We start from the raw sequence: 20,634 nt of genomic DNA, 5'->3' as shown, positions 1-20,634 counted from the left end.
GGGAGCAGCAGGGGCTGCTCCCCGACCTTTTCTCAGGCAGCGTCGACAGTCAGCTGCGTCTGCTCGCCCAGACCCTCGATACCAAGCTTGATCGTCTGCCCGGCCTTCAGGAACAGCGGCGGCTTCATGCCGAGGCCTACGCCCGGCGGCGTGCCCGTCGAGATGATATCGCCTGGCTGCAGGCTCATGAACTGCGAGATATAGTGAACGAGGAAGGAGACGCCGAAAATCATCGTCTTCGTCGAGCCGTTCTGCCGCATCGTCCCGTCGACGGAGAGCCACATCTTCAGGTCCTGGGGATCGGCGACCTCGTCGCGCGTCACCATCCAGGGGCCGATCGGGCCGAAGCTGTCGGCCGACTTGCCCTTGGTCCACTGTCCGCCGCGCTCGGCCTGGAATTCGCGCTCCGAAACGTCGTTGATCAGGCAATAGCCGGCAACATGTTTCATTGAGTCGGCTTCTGTGACGTAACGGGCTTCGTCGCCGATGACGATGCCGAGCTCGACTTCCCAGTCGGTCTTCTTCGACTTGCGCGGGATAATGACGTTGTCGTTGGGGCCGGTGATGGCGCTGGTCGCCTTCATGAACAGGATCGGCTCTTCGGGAATGGCCGCACCGGTCTCGGCAGCGTGGTCTGCATAGTTCAGGCCGACGCAGATGAACTTGCCGGTGCACGAGACGCAGGGGCCATACCGGCGGGGCTCGGCAACGACGGGCAGGCTCTCGATATCGATCGCGGCGATTTTTGCCAAACCTGCAGCCGTCAGACTATCGCCTGATATGTCGTCGACATGACCGCTGAGGTCGCGGACCTTGCCGTTTCTGTCGAGAATGCCGGGCTTTTCGGCGCCGCGCTCACCGTATCTCAGAAGCTTCATATCGATTGTCCGTTTTTAAGATGTGTCTTCAGGCGTTCGCCCAGCCACCATCGATGACGATGGCATTGCCGGTCATGAAGGCCGATTCCTTGCTGGCGAGGTAGACGACGAGGTCGGCGACTTCCTCGGGCGTACCGAGGCGTCCCATAGGCTGGCGGGCGATGAAGCCGGCGCGCGCCTGATCGTAATCGCCGAGCGCCCGCATGCGGTCCTGCAGCGACGGGCTTTCGACGGTGCCGGGGCAGATGGCGTTGGCGCGGATGCCCTGGCCGACATAATCGAGCGCCACCGATTTCGTCAGCCCGATCACCGCAGCCTTGGTGGTGCCGTAGATGAAGCGGTTCGGCGCCGCGATCACGGTCGAGGCGACCGATGCCATGTTGACGATCGAGCCGCCGCCGCGGGCGATCATGCCCGGCAGGAAGGCGCGGATCATCCGGTACATGGCGCGAATGTTAAGGTTGACCGAAAAGTCGAAGGCATCCTCGTCGCATTCGAGGATCGAGCCGTGATGCACGAAACCGGCGCAGTTAAAGAGAATGTCCGGCGCATCGATTTCCCTTGCGAAGGCGATGATCTCCGCCGGGTTCAGCACATCGAGCTTGCGCGCGGTAACGCCCGCCTGATCGCGCAACGTATCGAGCTTTGCGGCATCGATATCGGTGGCGCAGACGCGCGCGCCTTCACGCAGGAAGGCGAGCACCGTGGCGCGCCCCATCCCCTGCCCGGCTGCCGTCACGACAGCGGTTTTTCCCTCAAGTCTTCCAGTCATGTCTTATCCTCAACAGATTATTCGGGTTGTTCTCCGGCCAGCCCGACGCGGTTTGCGGCACCGTGGAGGTGCGCCCGCATGGCATCGCGGGCTTCGTCGCCGTCGCCCGCTTCGATGGCATCGAGAATGCGTTGATGCTCGCCGAGCGTCACGGCCGCCAGATCCTCGGAGCGCTGCTGGTTGCCGGAGGCCAGAATGCTTTCGCGCACCCGCTCGGAAACGAACATCAGGAACTGAACCATGTAGAGATTGCCCGTCGCCGCAGCGACGGTCTTGTGGAATTCGAGATCGGTCTTCAGCCACATGACGCTGCCGTAGGGCGCATCACGCATGGTCACCAGCGCATCCTTCATCGCCGTCAGGTCGTCGCCGGTCCGGCGCTTAGCGGCAAGGGCGGCCGCCTCGACTTCAAGAATGCCGCGGAGCTCGAATAGCGACTGGAAGGCCGCCGCCTGCTGCAGGGCTTCGTAATCGATCGTCAATGTCGTGGCGTTCGGCTGGTCGGCGACGAAGGCGCCGCGGCCCTGCTGCGACCAGATGCGGCCCTCGGACCGCAGCCGTGCGATCGCCTCGCGCACGACGTTGCGGCTGACACCGAAGGTCTGCGCGAGCTGCTGTTCGGTCGGCAGCTGATCACCCGGCAGCAGGCGTCCCTGCGCGATTTCGCGCGAGATCGAGCTTGCGACCAGCGTCGACAGATGCGGGCCCCGATTGACCTTGTCGAGTTTCAGCGTCATTCCCTACCCCTCTGCCATGCCATCTGCGCTTGCCAGTATCCGACCCTCGCTCAAAAGATGCCTCGGGTCGAGTGCATCCTTGATCCGGCGCGAAAGCTCAAGCGTCAAGGGGTCGGCGCGTTTCAGAAACGCCTCCTGCTTGACGCGGCCGATCCCATGTTCGGCACTGATCGAGCCGCCATGCTTGTCGACGATGTCGAAGATCACCTCTTCGGTGGCATGAAACAGGCTGTCGAACTGGTCGGCCGCCATGCCGGCCGGTGGGACGATATTCAGATGAATATTGCCGTCGCCGACATGACCATAGGTGACCGCGATCGCCTCCGGATGTTTCTGCGATAGCGCCTCGAGCGTGTCGCCGACGAAGGCGGCCAGGCTCGAGATCGAGACCGAGACATCGGTCCTCAGATATCGTCCGCCGCGGCCCTGCGCCTCGACCATCATCTCGCGCAGCAGCCAGAGCCGGTCGCCCTGCGCCTTGCTGCTGGCAATGACGCCGTCGAGGACCAGATCGGAGGCATCGCCGAGAAATCCTTCGAGCAGGGCGCGAAGATCGACGCGTCCGGCCGCCGAAGCCTCGATCAGCACATAGACGGGATAGGCCTCGGCCAAGGGATCGGGGATATCGTCGCGGGCATTGATGGCAATCTCTATGCCGCCGCGCAGGATAAGCTCGAATGCCGTCAGCAGGTCGCTGCACTGGCGGCGCGCCCGCGCATAAAGCTGCATGGCATCATCCACGGAGGCCAGCCCGACCAGCGCGGTTTCCACCTGCTCCGGCTTCGGAAACACCTTGAGCGCCACGGCGGTGACGATGCCGAGCGTGCCTTCGCTGCCGATGAAAAGCTGTTTCAGGTCATAGCCGCGGTTGTCCTTGCGCAGCGTGCGCAGACCGTTCCAGATCCGTCCGTCGGCAAGCACGACCTCGAGGCCGAGCACCAGGTCGCGGGTCATGCCGTAGCGCAGCACGTTGAAACCGCCGGCATTGGTCGAAACGTTGCCGCCGATCCGGCAGGTGCCCTGCGCCCCGAAGGTGATCGGCAGAATGCAGTCGGCTGCTTCAGCGTGGCGCTTGGCATCTTCGAGAATGCAGCCGGCCTCGACAACCATGGCGAAATCGATCGGATTGACGGAGCGTACCTTGTTCATCCGCTCCAGTGAAACGACAACCTCGCCGCCCGGATAGCTCGGCACGGCTGCGCCAACCAGCCCGGTCAACCCGCCCTGCGGGACGACATGGATCTTCTCTTCATGGCAAAACGCCATCAGGCGGCTGAGTTCATCGGCCGAGCGCGGCCGCGCCACGGCCAGCGGCCGGCCGTAATGCTCTCCTGACCAGTCGCGGCTATAGCGCTCCAGCGCCTCGCCTTCCGTCAGGATCAGGTCCGCCGGCATTGCGGCGCAAAGGGCTGCAAGCGCTCTTTCCTGAAGGGGCGGGAAGGCATTCATTCTGTTGCTCCGGTTAGGCGGGAAAACATCTGGACAACTGGGTCAGTTACATGGTTATCATACAACACTGGTCCCGAACATCAAGTGCGGCGATCTTTTCCATGCTCGCCCTTCGCTAAAAACCAGTGTAAAATCGATAACTTGCAGGAGGATCCGTATTATGACCGCCGCGTCCGGCCAATTTCGAAATATGCACACCATGATCCGCGTGTTCGACCTCGACAGGTCGATCAAGTTCTACACCGAAATGCTCGGCATGACGCTTCTCCGCAGGGATGATTATCCGGGCGGAAAGTTCACCAATGCCTTCGTCGGTTACGGTCCCGAGGAGACGGACACCGTCATCGAACTGACCTACAACTGGGGCCGCGAGGAACCTTACGAACTCGGCACCGGATTCGGCCATCTGGCACTCGGCGTCAACGACATCTACGCCGTCTGCGCCGCGCTCGAGAAGCAGGGTGCCAAGATCCCGCGCCCGCCAGGCCCGATGCAGCACGGCACCACGCATATCGCGTTCGTCGAAGATCCGGATGGCTACAAGATCGAGCTGATCGGTCTGGACACAATGTGACGGTCGCTTCGTCTTCCGAAGGCCGCGCTGCAATGCGCGGCCTTTTTTGTTTGCTGGTGCCGTCTGCGCGCGGCCCATCATTTGATGATCGCAATCTTGCTGCGGTCGATGGTGATGGCGACGGCGAGGATCAGCACCGAACCGAAGACGACGTTTTCGGCGAAGATGTTGATACCGATGAAGGTCATGCCGATACGCACGATCGAGATGATCAGCGCGCCGACGGCCGTGCGGGCGACACCGCCGAGACCGCCGGTGATGGCGGTACCGCCGACGATGACGGCGGCGATTGCCGGCAGCAGCAGCTGATTGGCAAGATTGGGCGAACCGCTCGATAGACGAGCAGCAAGGATGACCCCGGCAATTGCGGCCAGCATGCCGGAGATCGCAAAGGCGACGATCTTCGTGCGTTCGACGTTGATGCCGGCGGCAATCGCGGCCGGTTCACCGGCGCCGATTGCCAGGCTATGACGGCCAAAGCGCGTGTATCTGAGGCCGAAAAAGGCGAGGATCCCAATGATCGCGGCAATCCAGATGACGGTCGGCAGCCCGGCAAACGTCCCGTTGATCCAGGCGGTGTTTTCGCGTCCGCCCTCCTCGATGGTGATCGCCCGGCCGGCAGCGGCCCACAATGCGATACCGGCCACGACGCCGCCGGTCGCCAGCGTCGCCACGAAGGATGGCACCTTGAGGCGGACATGGACATAGCCACTCAGCGCGCCGAAAACGAGACCCGACAGGATTGCCACGGGAAAGGCCAGCATGCCGATCTGCGGCAGAAGCTGTGCCAGGATGACGCTCGACAGCGACGCCACCGATTGGATCGACAGATCGATGCCGCCGATCAGGATGACGAAGGTGACACCAGCCGCCAGGATGAAAAGCACGGCGGTATTGGAGAGCAGAAGTAGCAGCGTGTCACCGGTCAGGAAGCCCGGTGCCGCAAGCTCGATGATCAGCACCAGCACCACCAGCAAGGCAGGCGGTATCGCCCCTTGCATCCAGCCCGCGGCGAGGAGAGTTTTCATGTTGTTGACGCTTGTCATGACGCTCTCCTCACACCATTGCCCGAACGAGATCGACCTGATCCGGTTTGTTTCCCGGCGCCGCATCGAAATGAGCGGTAACGACGCCGTCGCGCATCACCAGCACGCGATGCGACAGGCCGATCGTTTCCTCAAGCGTATCGGAAATCAGAAGGATCGCGACACCCTGGGATGAGAGGTCACGGACCAGCTCGTAGACTTCTTCCTTGGCCCCGACATCGAGTCCGCGCGTCGGGTGATCGAGGATCAGGATCCGCGATCCCGCCGTCATCCAGCGCGCCAGAACCACCTTCTGCTGATTGCCGCCGGAGAGTTTCCGGCAGGCGATATCGGGTCCCGGCGCCTTGATGCGTAGGCGCTTGATCCAGTCGGCAGCCAGCTGCCGCTCACGGCGGTAGTTGATCGCGCCGCCGCGCATCACCGAGGATAGATCGGCAAGCGTGATGTTTTCGGCGATCGACAGGAACATCACCAGCCCCTCGACGCGTCGCTCGCGCGGGACGTAGCCAATGCTCTTGCGAACCGCCTGTTCCGGGGTGCGGAAATGAACCGCCTCGCCGTTGATCTTCAAGGTTCCGCCGGTATGGGTCATGAAACCGCCGATCGTTCGCGTCACCTCTTCGCGGCCCGAGCCGACTACACCTGCGATGCCGACGATCTCGCCCGCATGGATCTGCAGATCGACATCGTTAAAGGCGCCAGCGATCGCCAGCCTGCTGGCATCGACGACGATCTCGCTCTTCGGCGGCAACTGCTTGTCTTCCTTGTAATAGGTCGATTGCAGGCCGCGACCGACCATGATCTCGTGCAACTCGGGAGCAGTGACATCGGTTGCCAGATGCTCGGCCACCACCTGTCCGTCCTTCATCGTGTAGACGCGGTCGGAGATACGCAGCACTTCATCCAGCCGGTGCGAGACGAAAACGAAGCTTGCCCGCGACTTCAACGAGCGGACGCGCTTGAACAACACGTCGATATCGCTGCCGCTCAAGACCGAGGTCGGCTCGTCGAGCAGGATCACCAGCGGTCGCGAGACGGCCTCCTCCAGCGTCAGAGCCTTGGCGAGCTCGACCATCTGGCGCGCGGCAAAGGTGAGTTCCGACGTCCGTGCGGTCACGTCGATATCGACGCCGATCTTGTCGAGCTGGCGCTTTGCCGCTGCTCTCATCGCTTTCCAGTCGACAATGCCGAAGCGGACGAACTGGATTTCCTGGCCTAGATAGATGTTTTCGGCAACGGAGATGTTGAGCAGCAGCGACTGCTCCTGAAACACCATGCCGATGCCTTGGGCCGCACCATCGCGGGCATTGCGCAGCTTCAACGGCTGGCCGTCGAGCTTAAGCGTTCCGCTGTCGGGCTGATGCGTTCCCGCAAGAATGCGCATCAATGTCGATTTGCCGGCACCGTTTTCACCGATGAGGCCGACGACCTCGTTCGGCCTGATTTCAAGCGAGACGTTCTTCAATGCGTGAACGCCGGCGAAGGATTTGCTGATCTCGTTGACTGAAAACATGCGGGTCACTTCACGATCTGGAGGCGCAGGCGGTCTAACGACAGCGCTACCGCAGCGATGATCATCAGTCCCTGCACGGTCTGCTGCACGTAGGGCGAGACGCCGAGCAGGATCATGCCGTTGCTGAGAACGGTGACGATCAGCACTCCGACGAGGGTATTCACGACACCACCTTCACCGCCTGTCAGGGCCGTGCCGCCGACCACGACCGCGGTGACCGCGGCGAACAGACGGCCATCGGCAATAACGGCGTCTGAGCGGCCGAGTTGCGCGGCCGCAAGGACGCCGGCAATGCCGAAGAAGAAACCGGCCAGGCCGAAGGCCATGATGCGTACACGGCGAAGATTGATTCCGGACAGTTCAGCGACGTCCTCACCGCCGCCGATCGCGATGATGTGCCGGCCGAGGCGGGTGTAATATTGGACGGTGCAGGCGATCAGGAACGCCGCAAGCGCCACCCAGACGGCGAAGGGCAATCCGAGAAAGCGTGCAAGCGCCAGATCGCGGATCGAGGGATCCATGAGGCGTACGGCGGAACCGCCAAGCATATAGACGGAAATGCCGAGCCCGATAAACCAGACGCCGAGCGTCGCCATGAACGACGGTATTCTAAGATATGTCTGGATGATGCCGGTCGTGAGACCCATTACAGTGCTGGCGGCGATCGCCGCGATGACCGCAAGCCAGCCATAGGCGTTGGCATTGGCATCATTGGTGGCGAGCAGGACAGTCACCATCGCCGCTACCGAAAGCGAGCCTTCGACCGAGAGATCGATGCTGCCGAGAAGGATGATAAAGGTTAGGCCCATCGCCAACGTCAGCGGCACCGAAGCAGAATTGGCAATGCGCACCAAATTGCGGGGCTCGATGAAGTTGGGATTGGCGATAGTGATGAGAATGCAGAGGGCGACCAGCACCAGCGCCGGAGCGTAGGCGCGCAAGCGCTTGAGGTTCGGCCCGCTGAACAGGCGGCTTCCAACAGTCGGCATGGCACCTGCCCGCTCGCTTTTTGTCACAGTCTTGATGTTTTCGGCATTGATGGTCAACAGGCGGCACCTCGTTGCGTCATCCGGAAAAGCTGGCAGGCGCCGTACGCCTGCCAGCGAGGAGGCAGCCGCGGGAGGAGCCGCCGCTGCGGGGGAGACATGGTACTTGCTATGCGCGGATGGCGCCCGTCACACGACCCCAAAGATCGTTCCAATCGAGCGTCGGATGTGTTTCGATATTGGTCTTGTAGTATTCCTCGACATTCTCCTTCGCGATCAGCACAGCCTTGCCGTAGAACTCGCGATGATCGGCCGGCTCCTTTGCAGGGTCGAACTTTTTCTGAAGAGCGGCGAGACCGATGGCAAGGCCCATGCCGCCCTGCCAGAATGGATCGGAGGTGACGGTGCAGGCGAATTCACCTTTGCGCACCGCATCGACTGCGGCCTTGATGCCGTCCACACCGACGACGGGCACTTGACCGGCAAGATTTTCGGCACGCAGCGCCTCGAGAGCCCCAGTACCCATGTCATCGTTAGCAGCCCAGATGCCCTTCACGTCGTCGCCGAAGCGCGTCAGAAGGTTACTCGTCAGATCGTAAGCCTCCGACGACTTCCAGTTGGCAACCTGGAAATCCAGGAGCTTGATGTCGGTATTGGCCGCAAGTGCGTCTTCAAGACCCTTCTTGCGCTCGATTGCCGCGGTGTTCGAGATCTGGCCGCCCAGCGCGATGATGCCGCCGGACCCGCCGATGCTCTTGAAGAGAATCTCGGCGATCTGCTTGCCGCTCGAGATGCCGTCGAATTCAATATGCGATACGTAGTTGGGGTTAAAGTCCTTCGGGTGCAGATCTTTCGGCTTGTTCCACTGGGTGACGACATAGGCGCCTGCCTTAGCGCAGGCCTCGACGATCGGGCGGGCATCCGGCGTGTCGTTGGGGTCGGAATTTAGCACCATGTTGCCGCCGGTCTTGGCCAGCATTGCCTTGATGTCGGCGATACCCTTCTCACTATTGCCTTCGGAAACAAGCGTAACGTGGTCGAGACCGATGGCGGAGGCGAAGGCCTCGGCCCCAGTCTTCCAGACGGCATGATAAGGATTGGAAAGAGAGCGGATGGACGTGACCAGCGTCGGTTTGTCGGCAGCGAAAAGCTGTTTGGGCAAGGCGGCGACCGTCGCACCCGCTGCCACCGTGGCAAGAAACGATCTGCGGTTCATGCTGCCGAAATGCGGATTTATCTTATCGATCATTCGAAAACCTCCCGTTGAATGACGAAATAGCGATGCCGTCCTTGTTTCCCCGACATCTCCATCTGAAGTGATATTGCCAATACCATTTGTACGACAACCCTTCAAGACTATAACCGTACCCTTTCTCTTGACGGGGAGCAAGAGACTTGAGATTGTGGTGGTGAATTGATGCCGAGACAACAAGGAGAGCACGGCGTCATTTTAGAATCTTACGGAGGAGAGAATGGCCGATTATGTCATCGTCGGGGGCGGCTCGGCGGGATGCGTGCTAGCTGCGCGCCTGAGCGAGGATCCGGATGTGTCCGTGACCTTGCTGGAGGCAGGTCCGCGCGACAGCAATATGTATATTCATCTGCCTGTCGGCTTCTTCAAGATGACCGCAGGCCCTTTGATCTGGGGTTATGAGACGGTCGCAGGGCGCGAAATTGCGGGGCGCAAGATGGTCTATCCGCAGGCCCGGGTGCTTGGCGGCGGCAGCTCGATCAATGCCCAGGTCTTCACTCGGGGCTGCCCCGAAGATTATGACGGATGGCGCGATCTCGAAGGGTGCAGCGGGTGGGGCTATGAGGACGTTCGCCTCTATTTCCACAAATCCGAAGGCAACGACACCTTCGGCGGCGCCCATCACGGCACCGAAGGCCCGCTCGGTGTCAGCTCGCAGACGCCGCATCCCCTGACGCGCGTTTTCGTGCGTGCTGCGCAGGAAGCAGGCCTTCCCTTCAATCCAGACTTCAATGCGGGCTCGCAGGCCGGTGCTGGCTTCTATCAGACGACGACGAAAAACGGTAAGCGCAGCAGCACGGCCGTCGGCTATTTGAAGCCCGCCGCGCACCGCAAGAACCTTACGGTGCGCACCGATACCGCCGTCAATCGCATCGTCATCGAAAACGGTTGTGCGGTCGGCATCGAGATCATCGAGAACGGCCGGCCGGTGCTGTTGCGCGCCGAGCGTGAAGTGATCCTGACATCAGGCGCCATCGGTTCGCCGAAGATGCTGATGCTCTCAGGCCTCGGTCCCGCCGATGAGTTGCGAGCACTCGATATCGATGTCGTCAGAGACCTACCGCAAGTGGGAAAGAACTTGCAAGACCATATGGATGTCGATGTTCTCGCCGAGCTTAGCGGTTCCCACGGCATTGATCGTTACAAAAAACGCCACTGGCAGATTGCCGCCGGTATCGAATATGCCCTGTTCGGCAAAGGCCCTATTGCATCCAACATCGTCGAGGGCGGCGGCTTCTGGTGGGGTGACCGGAAGGAGAAGACGCCCGACCTGCAGTTCCACTTCTTACCGGGCGCGGGTGTCGAGGAAGGTATCGGCAGCGTGCCAGGTGGTAACGGCTGCACGCTCAATTCCTATCACGTGCGCCCACGCTCACGCGGGCATGTGTCGCTGCGGTCAAAAGATCCGGCCGTTCCTCCTGCGATCGATCCCAATGCCTTTGCTGAGCCCTACGACCTCGAACGCGCTGTCGACGGCATCAAGATCAGTCAGGAAATCCTCTCACAACCGGCATTCCGGCACTTCGTCAAACGGCTGCATCTTCCTGACGGCAATATCCGCACGCAGGAAGAATACCGCCAGTTCGCGCGCCAGTACGGCCGCTCCGCCTATCATCCCGTCGGGACCTGCCGCATGGGTGGCGGCGAGGACGCCGTCGTCGACCCGGAACTCAAGGTGCGCGGCATAGATCATCTCAGGGTCTGCGACAGCTCCGTTATGCCACGGCTGATTTCCTCCAACACCAATGCCGCAACTGTCATGATCGCCGAAAAGGCAGCCGATATTCTCAAAGGCGTCCTGCAACGGCAACCGCGGCACGATTACGCATGACGATCCTTCCCAGGGCAAATCATTCCATGACCCATTCCATCCCGTCGCCCCGCGAATTCCTGACCTCGCTTTTCAATGCTGCCGTCAAGGCAGCCGATCCACTGACCGGGATCGCGGCGCATCTACCGGAAAGGCCGAAAGGCAAAACCATCGTCATCGGCGCCGGCAAGGGGGCAGCGCAGATGGCCCGGGCCTTGGAGAGCATTTGGGACGGCCCGCTCGAAGGCGTCGTCGTCACCCGCTACGGCTATGGCTGCGAGACAGAACACGTCGAGATCATCGAAGCCTCGCATCCTGTGCCCGATGCAGCAGGCCTTGCCGCATCGAAGCGGCTGGTCGAGACGGTGAAGGATCTTTCCGCCGATGATCTCGTCATCGCACTCGTCTGCGGCGGCGGCTCGGCGCTGCTGCCATCTCCGCCGCAAGGACTGACGCTCGAAGACGAGATAGCGCTGAACGAGATGCTGCTTGCCTCGGGCGCTCCGATCTCTGCGATGAATCTCGTGCGCAAGCATCTCTCGACCATCAAGGGCGGGCGGCTGGCGGCGGCGACCAAGGCCCGCGTCGTCAGCCTGATCGTCTCCGACATCCCGGGCGACAACCCCGCCCATGTGGCATCGGGGCCGACGGTGCCGGATCGCTCGACCCGGCACGAAGCACTTGAGATCATCGCCCAGTACGGCCTCGAGTTGCCGCAGGCAGCAATCGATCACCTCAATTCGGCCGCAGCCGACGCACCGCTTCCCGGCGATCCGACCTTTGCCCGCAACAGTCACCACATCATTGCCTCGGCCGGTGTATCGCTCGAGGCCGCAGCCGCGCTTGCCCGCGCGGGCGGCATCGAGGCCGCGATCCTGTCGGACGCGATCGAGGGTGAATCCCGCGACGTGGCACTCGTCCATGCGGCCATCGCCAAGGAAGTGTCCGGCCGCAACCGGCCGTTCGCCAAGCCCGTCGTCATCCTTTCCGGCGGCGAGACCACGGTGACATTGCGCTCAAAGGGCGGCAAGGGGGGACGCAACGGGGAGTTCGCGCTGGCAGCAGCACTTGCCTTCGACGGTTACGATATCCATCTGCTCGCAGCCGACACGGATGGTATCGATGGCTCGGAAAACAATGCCGGAGCCTTTGCCGACGGTTCGACCGTCAAGCGGCTGCGCGCCGCCGGTCTCGATCCGCGTCACATTCTCGATGCTAATGACAGCTATTCCGGCTTCAAGGCGATCGGCGACCTGTTCGAAACAGGGCCCACCGGGACCAATGTCAACGACTTCAGGGCGACCCTGATCCTTTAGTCGATAGCGGCCATGCAACATCTACTCTTCATCGGTACGCTCAACCAGCCGACCTCCTATTTCCGTAACACCCACCGCGATTTACAAGAACGGCTCGGCGCAATGTGTATGGTTACAGTGTTGTACGACAAGTAGTTTACATCTATGATGATCGCTATGGGCCGTGGCGGGTCTTTAAACAGAAACCCAAGCCGTACAAAAAAGAAGGGGCAGGAGATCAATGTCGAAGATGCAGACGAGAGCGGTGACCGCCCAGGGATTGCAGATCACCACAATGGGGTTGGGAGGAACTGGCCTCGGCAACATGTATCGCGCCACCGACCCAAAGGCTGCGCATGATACGGTCCATGCCGCCTTCAACAATGGTCTGCGTTACTTCGACACCTCTCCCGTCTACGGCTTCGGCTTGGCCGAAGCCCGTCTTGGCGACGCCATTCAGAGCCTTCCGCGCTCGGAGATCGTCATATCCTCAAAGGTCGGCTATGATCTGGTCCCTATTCCCGATAGTGAAGTAAAGCCGGTCCTGTGGGATGGGGCACCACCATTTCGCGCCGATTTCGATTATTCCCGTGATGCGGTGCTGCGCTCCATCGAGGGGTCGTTGAAGCGCCTGCAGACCGATTACATTGATATGCTCGCCATCCATGATCCCGATGAAGCAATCCATTTTCAGCCGGGCGAAGACCCCTTTGCCCGCAGCCGCTTCAAGGAAGCGATGGAAGGAGCATATCCGACGCTTGATGACCTGCGATCCCAAGGCGTCATCAAGGCGATAGGCGTCGGCATCAACCAATGGCAGATGCTGTCCGACTTCGTCGAAGCAGGCCGTTTCGACTACTTTCTTGTGGCCGGGCGTTACACCCTGCTTGAACAGGAGCCGCTGGCGACCCTCTTTCCGGCCTGCGAAAGGAAAGGAACGAAAATCGTCATCGGCGGACCCTACAATTCCGGAATTCTTGTCACCGGGCCTGTCAAGGATGCGACATTCAACACCAAAATCGCCCCCCCGGCGGTCCTGGATCGCGTCGCCCGCCTCCATGCTGTTTGCGAGAAGCACAATGTTCCCCTCCCCGCTGCCGCACTTCAGTTCCCTCTGGGGCACAAGCAAGTCGTCAGCGTCATTCCGGGCGCGCGTTCCGTCGCCGAATTGGAGCAAAATCTCGAATTTATGCGATGGCCTATCCCGACAGCGCTATGGTCCGAGCTGAGGGAAGAGAACCTCATCGACCCGGCAGCGCCGCTGCCTAGTTGAGAAGCCGGCATAGACTTTAGGAGATAAGTACTGGTTGCAAGCCCGAGCCCCACATAAAGGCAATCGGCGCGCCATGACGCTTGAGAGATGGCTGCCCGTTCATGTGACGAAGAAAAACGAGCTACCCGGTAGCGAGCGAGCGGGGCTCGAAGTCGCGTTCGATGCAGTCGGGTTTCATTCGGCCTACCCCCTGAGCTGGCTGGCCGCCAGCCGCCGCGATTGCGGCATCAGCAGTTCTGTAGCCTCAAGATATTCGCCGAGCAATTGCTTGTAGATTTCATGCGCCGCGAGATCGGGCGCGATGACCGTCGCTTCCTGTTGAACTGCTTCGGCCGCCGCGAAGAGATCAGGTACGAGGCCGACGCCGGTGGCAGCCGCTGCAGCCGCGCCGATGATGGTGAGATTGGCCTCGCGGGGCAGCTCGACCGGCATACCGATCGCATCGACCGTTGCCTGCAGCCAGAGCCGATTCTTGGCATAGCCACCGGAGGAGACGATGCGTTCGACAGGGACCTCCAGTTCAGCCACGCGCTTGAGAACATTGGCCGAGGCGAGCGCCACGCTTTCGATCGCCGAGCGATAAAGGCTCGCCCTGTCATGGCCGAGCGACAGGCCAATGACGGCGCCGCGCAGCAGCGGCTCGCGATAGGGCGTGCGGTTGCCCATGAAATAATCGAGCGTCACGAGACCCGTGCCGCCGACGGGTATTGCGGCAGCTTTCTCGCGGAGTGCTGCACTACCAGCCGCATCGAGTTCGAACAGGTTCTTCTCAAACCAGGTCAGCACCGATCCGGCGGAGACCTGGCCGGCTTCAACCAGCCAGTGATCATCGACCAGCGCATGCGGATATGGACCCCAGAAACCATCCATCGGCCGCTGGCTGTCGAGCTGGAAGAGCTGGACGATGGAGGTACCGCCGATCATCAGCATCTCGCCGGGCTTCATGGTGCCGGCGGCGACCATGCCGATATGCGCATCGACGCCGCCCTGCGACAGGATCGGGCGGTTCGCAAGGCCGAGATGTTCGGCGGCGGCGGCGCTGACGATCTCGACCGGCGCGCCGACAGCGAAGATATCGGGCGGCAATTTCGCCTCCAGCCCCACGACGCCGAATTCGGCATAGAGTTCGGCGGGAAACCGCCTCTGGACGGAATCGTAGTTCCATTTGCAGGTGGCGTTCATGCGCGAGCCGACCCAGCGGCCCGTCAGCATGAAATTGATATAGTCGAGGCATTCACAGATAATGTCGGCACCGGCATAGACCGCCGGCTCGTGACCGGCCAGCCACATGGCCTTGGAGATCAGCCATTCCGAGGCATTGGCACCGCCGACATAATCCATGACCGGGTTCTTCGACCGGCTGCTACGCTCGGCTTCGTCCGCGGCGCGGCAATCCATCCAGAGCACTGCGGGGCGAAGCGGCGCGCCATCGCGCTTGCAAGCCACCACGGTCGATGCGGTGGTGGCGGCGCAGATGCCTGATATCCCGGGCGAACCGAGGTCGCGCATCAGGGCGCGACAGGCCCGGCCCAGTGCCTCCCACCAGTCGAGCGGCGATTGCTCGGCCCAGCCGGGCCGCGGATAGACGGTCCGGTACTGCTCCTCGCGTTCGCCCAGCATGCGGCGCGTTTCGAGATCGAACACGCCGACCCGGATGCCGCCGGTGCCGAAATCCAGACCGAGGAGTTTGGCCATATGCGCGGGACTCCCTTGGCTTACGGCCGGAACATGATCTTCGAGAAGAATTCGCTTTTGTTTTTGATTTTCTCGAACATTCCCGGCAGCGCCTCCAAGCCAAGCTCGTGGGTGATCATGAACTCCCACTTGAGCCTGCCGCTCGCGAGACTGTCAAGCGTCACCGTCCATTGCTTGCCGGGATAGGGCGCGCCGAAGGAATTCCATGCACCGCGTAGCGAAACTTCCTGACGCAGGAAATGCTGGAAGGTCTTATTCTCTAGCGTGATGTCGCCAACCGGAATGCCGATGAAGACGACATGGCCGCCGGGTGCGGCAAGCTTGGCCGCGACGTTGATCGAGGAATTATGCCCGGCCGCCTCGACGATGATATCGCATTTGAGATTGGCCGGAATTTGATCCGTCACGAGGAAGGTCCGGTCGGCGCCGGCTTCCCGTGCCTGGGCGAGCTTCTCCTCAGAGATATCGATCGCGATGACCTCCGTGCAGCCCATCAGCTTCATCCACTGGATGGCGAAGAGGCCGATCGGGCCGCAGCCGATGACCGCACCGCGCTGGCCTGCGGTCGGCGGGGCTTTCCAGATGGCGTGCAGCGCGATCGAGGCCGGGTCGATCATCGCCGTAGCGCGCGGGTCCATGCCTTCAGGCGCGCGCAGCAGATTGCCGACGGGGACCGCGACGAACTCGGTGTAGGCGCCATCGCGGCGCGAGCCGAAATAGTCGTAGTCCCGGCAGCGGGAGAAATTGCCGGTCATGCACTGGTCGCATTTGTAGCAGGGCAGCATGGGCGGCACACCCATCAGTTCCCCGACCTCGTAGCCCTCGACGCCCTCGCCGACTTCGGTGATGTGGCCCGAAAATTCATGGCCGCAGACGATCGGCACCTTGTGGGCGCCCTTGATCAGCATGCGGGGGATATCGGACCCGCAGACGCCGACGGCGGCAACCCGGAGCATGACATGGCCGGGCTTGAGTTCGGGCTTCGCGATATCTTCGAGGCGGATGTCGCCGGGTGAATACATGACGGCTGCGCGCATGGGAATGATCCTGTCTTATCCAAGAATATCGGTCAGCCGTTGAAGCTGCTGGCGAAGGCGTCCGTGGCGATGATCGCATCGCGGACGATGGCTACGGAGAGCGGCACCGCTACTTTCCAAGTCGGCGAACCCTCGGCGAGGGCCGCTTCCGCCACCCGCTCGATGTCGGCCCGGCTGACATTAGCGAGGTTGAGATCGGCGAGGCGGGTGGGAAGTCCGAGCGCCCGGCAGAATGCTGTCATCTCGCTGAGCTCGGCGAGCGGCCGGCCTTCGAGCATCAAAAGGCAAAGCACGCCGAAGGCGACCTTTTCGCCATGGAAGAAGCCGTGGGTCTCATCGAGCACCGTCAGGCCGTCGTGGATGCCGTGGGCCGCCGAGACGCCGCAATTCTCGAAACCGAGACCGGAGAGCAGCGTGTTGGCCTCGATGATGTTTTCGACGGCTGATGTCAGCGCGCCCTTCTCGGCCGCGAGCTTGGCGGCCAGCGCATCACGCATCAGCACGTCATGACAAGCGCGCGCGATGGCGATGCCGGCGGCGGGCGGCAGCATATTGGGCCGGACCAGATTGTTCGAGTTCGAGTCGAGATTGGACCGGGCCTCGAACCAGGTCGAGAGGGCGTCGCCGATGCCGGCCACCAGAAAACGCACCGGCGCGCGAACGACCACGGCGCTGTCGACCACGACGATATCGGGATTGCGGCCGAGAAAATGCGCTTCTTGATAGACGCCCTCATCGCTGTAACGGACGGCGATGGCGCTGCAGGGCGCATCGGTGGAGGCGATGGTTGGGACGATCGAGATGCGGCCACCAGTGGCGATTGCGGCCATCTTGGCGGTGTCTGCCGTCTTGCCGCCGCCGATGCCGACGACGACACCCGCACCGGAGGATTTCACCAGTGCGGTAACACGATCGATCTCGCCCTGCGAGCATTCGCCATTGAAGCGTTCGAGCTGGTAGGCGAGGCCTGCCTTCTCCATGCTTTCCTTGAGAGTCGGGCCATACTGATCGAGCACGAACGGATCAGCGAGCAGGAATGCCTTGTCGCCAAGTCCTGATACATGCTCGCCAAGCCGGGTCAGTTCGCCAGCGCGCTGGATGTATGTGTTCGGTCCGCCGAACGATCGGCCACCAGCGTTTTCACTAGCCATGGAGATCACTCCTTTATGCACAATCGTGCATGAATTTTACATTTGTAGGCAGGTGGACGCGGTTCGCCCACGCCCACAGTTTTGGCGCTTACCAGCCGCCGTTCACATAGCCGCCATCGACGGGAAGCGTGGTGCCGGTGATGTAGAGCGCGGCAGGCGATGCAAGGAAGAGGCATGTGCCGACGAGGTCATCGACGGTGCCCCAGCGCTTGAGCGCGGTGCGATGTTCGATCTTGCCGGCATATTCCGGCACTGACCAGAGATCCTGGGTCATCGCGGTCTTGTGGTAGCCGGGCGCGATGGCGTTGACGCGGATGCCGTCGGGTCCGAACTTGTGCGCAAGTGCCCGTGTCAGGCCGACGATGCCCGTCTTGCTCGCGCAATAGGCCGGCACCCGGTCATCGGCGAGATAGGAGAGCATCGAGGCCGTATTGATGATCGCGCCCTTGGATTGCTTGAGCAGCGGGTGCGCTGCCATGGCCAGTCGCATGGCGCTGTTCATGTTGATGTCGATCACTTCGAGATAGGCGTCTTCGTTGAACTCCTCGTCCGGCTTGACGATGCCGGCGGCATTGACGAGGACTTCGAGCGAGCCGAGCGCCGGGACGAATTTGTCGATCGCGGCGCGGTCACGCACATCGAGAAGTTCGAAGCGAATGCCGGAGAGCGCGGGATCGTTCTTGATCTTGTCCAGCTTCGCCTGCGACGTGCCGGTGGCAATGACGTCTGCACCCATGCCGGCAAAGCCCTGTGCGATCGCCAGGCCGATGCCGCTGGTGGCGCCCGAGACCAGCACCTTCTTGCCGGCATAGAGATCCTTGCGGAACGTATCCAATATCTCTTTCATGAAATCCTCCTTGAATTACCAGGCAGTGTAGCCGCCATCGGCCGTCACGATCGAGCCGGTCATCAGGCTCGACGCGTCGGACGCGAGGAACAGGATGACAGCGGCGACTTCCGGCGGCTGGCCCATCCGGTTCATCGGCGTGTTGCCGACCCAATGTTTCATCATTTCGGAGTCGTCATAGACATAGCGGGTCAGTTCGGTCTCGATGTATGTCGGGGCCACGGCGTTGACGCGTACGTTGCGCGTCGCCCATTCGGCGGCGAGCGAGCGCGTCAGGTGGTGCACGCCGGCCTTGGAGGCATTGTACTGTGCCTGCTCCTGCGGCCGGTTGACGATCTCGGCGGACATTGAGCCGACATTGACGATGTTGCCGCCACCCTGTTCCAGCATCGCCTTGCCGAATGTTCGGCAACACCAGAACAGGCCGTTGAGATTGACGTCGATGACCTTGAGCCAGGTCGGGTCGTCCATGGTCTCGGCCGGACGGTTGGAAATCGCGATGCCGGCATTGTTGACGAGGATATCGACGCGACCGTGTTTTGCGACGATCGCCGCGTGCACGCGTTCGACCGCGCGGGGATCGGTGACGTCGAGCGTTTCGCTGTCGATCGACCGGCCCTTGGCGCGGAGTTCCTCGGCCGCCTTCGTGGCCGCCTCTCCGTTCATGTCTGTGATGATGACCGTGGCGCCGGCCTCGCTGAGGGCATCGGCCGTGGCAAAACCAATGCCGCGCGCGGCACCCGTGATAACCGCCGTCTTGGCCTTGAGGCTGAACAATTCGAGATACATGCTTTCCTCACCCGTCCTGAAACGATGGATCGGCCAGCGCATCGAGATCATCATAGAGCGACTGGCTGTTGAAATAGAGCTTGTCGAAAATCGGCTGCATCCGGCTGTAACGCTCCTGCCAGGCTGGATCGGGCCGGATTTCGTCGGTATAGCGGACATAGACGGAGATCGCTTCATCGAGCGAAGACCTTGCGCCCATGGCGACCGCGCCCATCGCGGCGCAGCCGAGGATGCCGCACTCCTGTTCCTCTGGCAACACGATCGGCACGCCGTAGATGCTGGCCTTGATGCGGAGCCAGAGTTCGGTTTTGGCACCGCCGCCGGATGCGATGACGCGTTCGATCTTTTGGTCGGATGCGTTTTCCATGATCTTCAGGTGGCGGGCGCCGGCAAAGGCTACGCCTTCGAGAATGGAACGATTGAGATGGCTCAGGCCATGCGCCGCACCGAGGCCGAAGAACTGGCCGCGGGCATTGCGATGCGCGCCGAGCCGTTCGCCGGTCAGGAAGGGCAGGAAGAGCAGGCCGTCGGAGCCTACGGGCGCAGCATCAGCGCGGGCGACGAGTTGGTCGTAGCTCTCTTTGCCCTCGTGCAGTGCACGGCGTGCCCAGCGCATGGCATCACCGCCGGTTTCGAGCAGCACGAAGGGACCCCAATTGCCTTCGACCGTCGCAACATTGGATATATCGGGGTCGAGCAGCGGTGCGCGGGCGATCAGGGTCAGGATGCAGGATGTGCCGGTCACATCTGAGACGAGGCCGGGTCGCGACGTGCCGGAACCGAGAAGTGCCACGGGATAATCCGCGCCGCCGACCAGCACCGGCGTGCCGCTGGCGAGGCCGGTCTCGGCGGCAGCGGTCTCGGTGATAGTTCCAAGGATTTCCAGTGGGTTGCGGATCGGCGGCAATTTCGATGCGTCGAGGCCGAGGCGCTTCACCATTTCAGGGGACCAGGCCCGCGTGCCGGGATTCATCAGAAACGAACAGGAGGCATCGCCCTCGTCCATGGCGATTTCGCCGGTCAGCCGGAGATTGATGTAGTCCTTGGGCATGATGACATGGGCAGCCCTGGCATAGGCTTCAGGATCATGGTCGCGCAGCCAGGCGAGCTTGAAGCCGGGCCAGGCGGGCGTCGGCGGATTGCCGCTTTCGGCGAGATAAGTGATAGGCGCGTTGTCCCGTTCGAAATTACGGACGAGGTCGATCGTGCGCTTGTCATTCCACAGCGGCACGGTATCGCGCGTCGGGCGGCCATCGGCATCGACCAGCACCGTGCCGTGCATCTGGCCGCAGGCGACGACGACGGAAATGCGGCTCTTCGCGTCGGGCACTTCGGCGAGCACGCTGCGGATCGTCGCCACGACGCCCGCCCACCAATCCGCCGGTCGCTGTTCGGCCCAGCCGAAACGCGGCACGATCTGGTCGTGCTCGCGGGCAGCGATCGTCACGATCCTGCCCTTCCCATCGACCAGGGCGGCGCGGACACTTCCCGTGCCGACATCGATGGCGAGCGTGAGGGCGGAAATCATGT

18 protein-coding genes are annotated in these 20,634 nt (G+C 62.0%); 4 read left to right on the top strand and 14 right to left on the bottom strand.

What is annotated here, in order from left to right; genetic code table 11:
- Nucleotides 1-32 precede the first annotated feature (32 nt).
- From OIU37_RS22410 to OIU37_RS22395, 4 genes are read right to left on the bottom strand one after another with little or no spacing between them, the layout of a single operon-like run.
- Nucleotides 33-878, bottom strand: coding sequence for a fumarylacetoacetate hydrolase family protein (locus OIU37_RS22410; protein ID WP_171603469.1), 846 nt, complete (start codon nucleotides 876-878; stop codon nucleotides 33-35).
- Nucleotides 879-906: 28 nt separating this feature from the next.
- Nucleotides 907-1,650 (bottom strand): SDR family oxidoreductase, encoded by a 744-nt coding sequence (locus OIU37_RS22405; RefSeq protein ID WP_264258673.1) that lies wholly within the window; start codon nucleotides 1,648-1,650, stop codon nucleotides 907-909.
- A 17-nt stretch (nucleotides 1,651-1,667) separates the two neighbouring features.
- Nucleotides 1,668-2,387: a FadR/GntR family transcriptional regulator gene (locus tag OIU37_RS22400; RefSeq protein ID WP_264258672.1), complete on the bottom strand. Its 720-nt coding sequence runs from the start codon at nucleotides 2,385-2,387 to the stop codon at nucleotides 1,668-1,670.
- A gap of 3 nt (nucleotides 2,388-2,390) precedes the next feature.
- A complete protein-coding gene (locus OIU37_RS22395; RefSeq protein ID WP_171603466.1) occupies nucleotides 2,391-3,836 on the bottom strand; it encodes an FAD-binding oxidoreductase in 1,446 nt (481 codons plus the stop codon).
- Between the two features lie 160 nt (nucleotides 3,837-3,996).
- Here OIU37_RS22395 and gloA point away from each other — a divergent pair, with 160 nt between their 5' ends.
- Nucleotides 3,997-4,410, top strand: a complete 414-nt coding sequence (gene gloA / locus OIU37_RS22390; protein WP_168311130.1) for a lactoylglutathione lyase — start codon at nucleotides 3,997-3,999, stop codon at nucleotides 4,408-4,410.
- Between the two features lie 77 nt (nucleotides 4,411-4,487).
- Here the strand turns inward: gloA and OIU37_RS22385 are convergent, their stop codons facing one another.
- The 4 genes from OIU37_RS22385 to OIU37_RS22370 form a co-directional block, all read right to left on the bottom strand.
- Nucleotides 4,488-5,456 carry an ABC transporter permease gene (locus tag OIU37_RS22385; RefSeq protein WP_094087920.1) on the bottom strand — a complete coding sequence of 323 codons (969 nt, stop codon included), beginning with the start codon at nucleotides 5,454-5,456 and terminating at the stop codon, nucleotides 4,488-4,490.
- A 10-nt stretch (nucleotides 5,457-5,466) separates the two neighbouring features.
- Complete coding sequence (locus OIU37_RS22380) at nucleotides 5,467-6,969, bottom strand: sugar ABC transporter ATP-binding protein (protein ID WP_171603464.1); 1,503 nt, start codon at nucleotides 6,967-6,969, stop codon at nucleotides 5,467-5,469.
- 5 nt (nucleotides 6,970-6,974) lie between these two features.
- Nucleotides 6,975-8,015, bottom strand: coding sequence for an ABC transporter permease (locus OIU37_RS22375; protein ID WP_240603662.1), 1,041 nt, complete (start codon nucleotides 8,013-8,015; stop codon nucleotides 6,975-6,977).
- 109 nt (nucleotides 8,016-8,124) lie between these two features.
- Nucleotides 8,125-9,204, bottom strand: coding sequence for a sugar ABC transporter substrate-binding protein (locus OIU37_RS22370; protein WP_171603463.1), 1,080 nt, complete (start codon nucleotides 9,202-9,204; stop codon nucleotides 8,125-8,127).
- Nucleotides 9,205-9,427: 223 nt separating this feature from the next.
- On the opposite strand from OIU37_RS22370, the gene OIU37_RS22365 reads away from it, so the two are divergent.
- The 3 genes from OIU37_RS22365 (at nucleotide 9,428) to OIU37_RS22355 (ending at nucleotide 13,585) form a co-directional block, all read left to right on the top strand.
- Complete coding sequence (locus tag OIU37_RS22365; protein ID WP_171603462.1) at nucleotides 9,428-11,038, top strand: GMC family oxidoreductase; 1,611 nt, start codon at nucleotides 9,428-9,430, stop codon at nucleotides 11,036-11,038.
- Between the two features lie 26 nt (nucleotides 11,039-11,064).
- On the top strand, nucleotides 11,065-12,333 hold the full coding sequence (locus OIU37_RS22360) for a glycerate kinase (RefSeq protein ID WP_171603461.1): 1,269 nt from the start codon (nucleotides 11,065-11,067) through the stop codon (nucleotides 12,331-12,333).
- Between the two features lie 220 nt (nucleotides 12,334-12,553).
- Nucleotides 12,554-13,585 (top strand): aldo/keto reductase, encoded by a 1,032-nt coding sequence (locus OIU37_RS22355; protein WP_171603460.1) that lies wholly within the window; start codon nucleotides 12,554-12,556, stop codon nucleotides 13,583-13,585.
- Nucleotides 13,586-13,768: 183 nt separating this feature from the next.
- Here the strand turns inward: OIU37_RS22355 and OIU37_RS22350 are convergent, their stop codons facing one another.
- The 6 genes from OIU37_RS22350 to OIU37_RS22325 form a co-directional block, all read right to left on the bottom strand.
- On the bottom strand, nucleotides 13,769-15,280 hold the full coding sequence (locus OIU37_RS22350) for a ribulokinase (RefSeq protein ID WP_171603459.1): 1,512 nt from the start codon (nucleotides 15,278-15,280) through the stop codon (nucleotides 13,769-13,771).
- Between the two features lie 20 nt (nucleotides 15,281-15,300).
- Complete coding sequence (locus OIU37_RS22345; RefSeq protein ID WP_171603458.1) at nucleotides 15,301-16,317, bottom strand: galactitol-1-phosphate 5-dehydrogenase; 1,017 nt, start codon at nucleotides 16,315-16,317, stop codon at nucleotides 15,301-15,303.
- Nucleotides 16,318-16,349: 32 nt separating this feature from the next.
- Entirely contained in the window at nucleotides 16,350-17,468 is a 1,119-nt protein-coding gene (locus OIU37_RS22340) for a glycerol dehydrogenase (RefSeq protein WP_171603457.1), read from the bottom strand.
- 88 nt (nucleotides 17,469-17,556) lie between these two features.
- Nucleotides 17,557-18,315 (bottom strand): SDR family NAD(P)-dependent oxidoreductase, encoded by a 759-nt coding sequence (locus OIU37_RS22335; RefSeq protein ID WP_180697290.1) that lies wholly within the window; start codon nucleotides 18,313-18,315, stop codon nucleotides 17,557-17,559.
- Between the two features lie 15 nt (nucleotides 18,316-18,330).
- Nucleotides 18,331-19,104: an SDR family NAD(P)-dependent oxidoreductase gene (locus tag OIU37_RS22330; protein ID WP_138331017.1), complete on the bottom strand. Its 774-nt coding sequence runs from the start codon at nucleotides 19,102-19,104 to the stop codon at nucleotides 18,331-18,333.
- 7 nt (nucleotides 19,105-19,111) lie between these two features.
- Nucleotides 19,112-20,632 carry an FGGY-family carbohydrate kinase gene (locus OIU37_RS22325; RefSeq protein WP_182208069.1) on the bottom strand — a complete coding sequence of 507 codons (1,521 nt, stop codon included), beginning with the start codon at nucleotides 20,630-20,632 and terminating at the stop codon, nucleotides 19,112-19,114.
- Nucleotides 20,633-20,634: the final 2 nt, after the last annotated feature.

It is taken from the genome of Rhizobium sp. BT-226, from assembly GCF_025847085.2.
GTDB lineage: Bacteria > Pseudomonadota > Alphaproteobacteria > Rhizobiales > Rhizobiaceae > Rhizobium > Rhizobium sophorae.
This window is presented reverse-complemented; position numbering and strand designations above follow the sequence as displayed.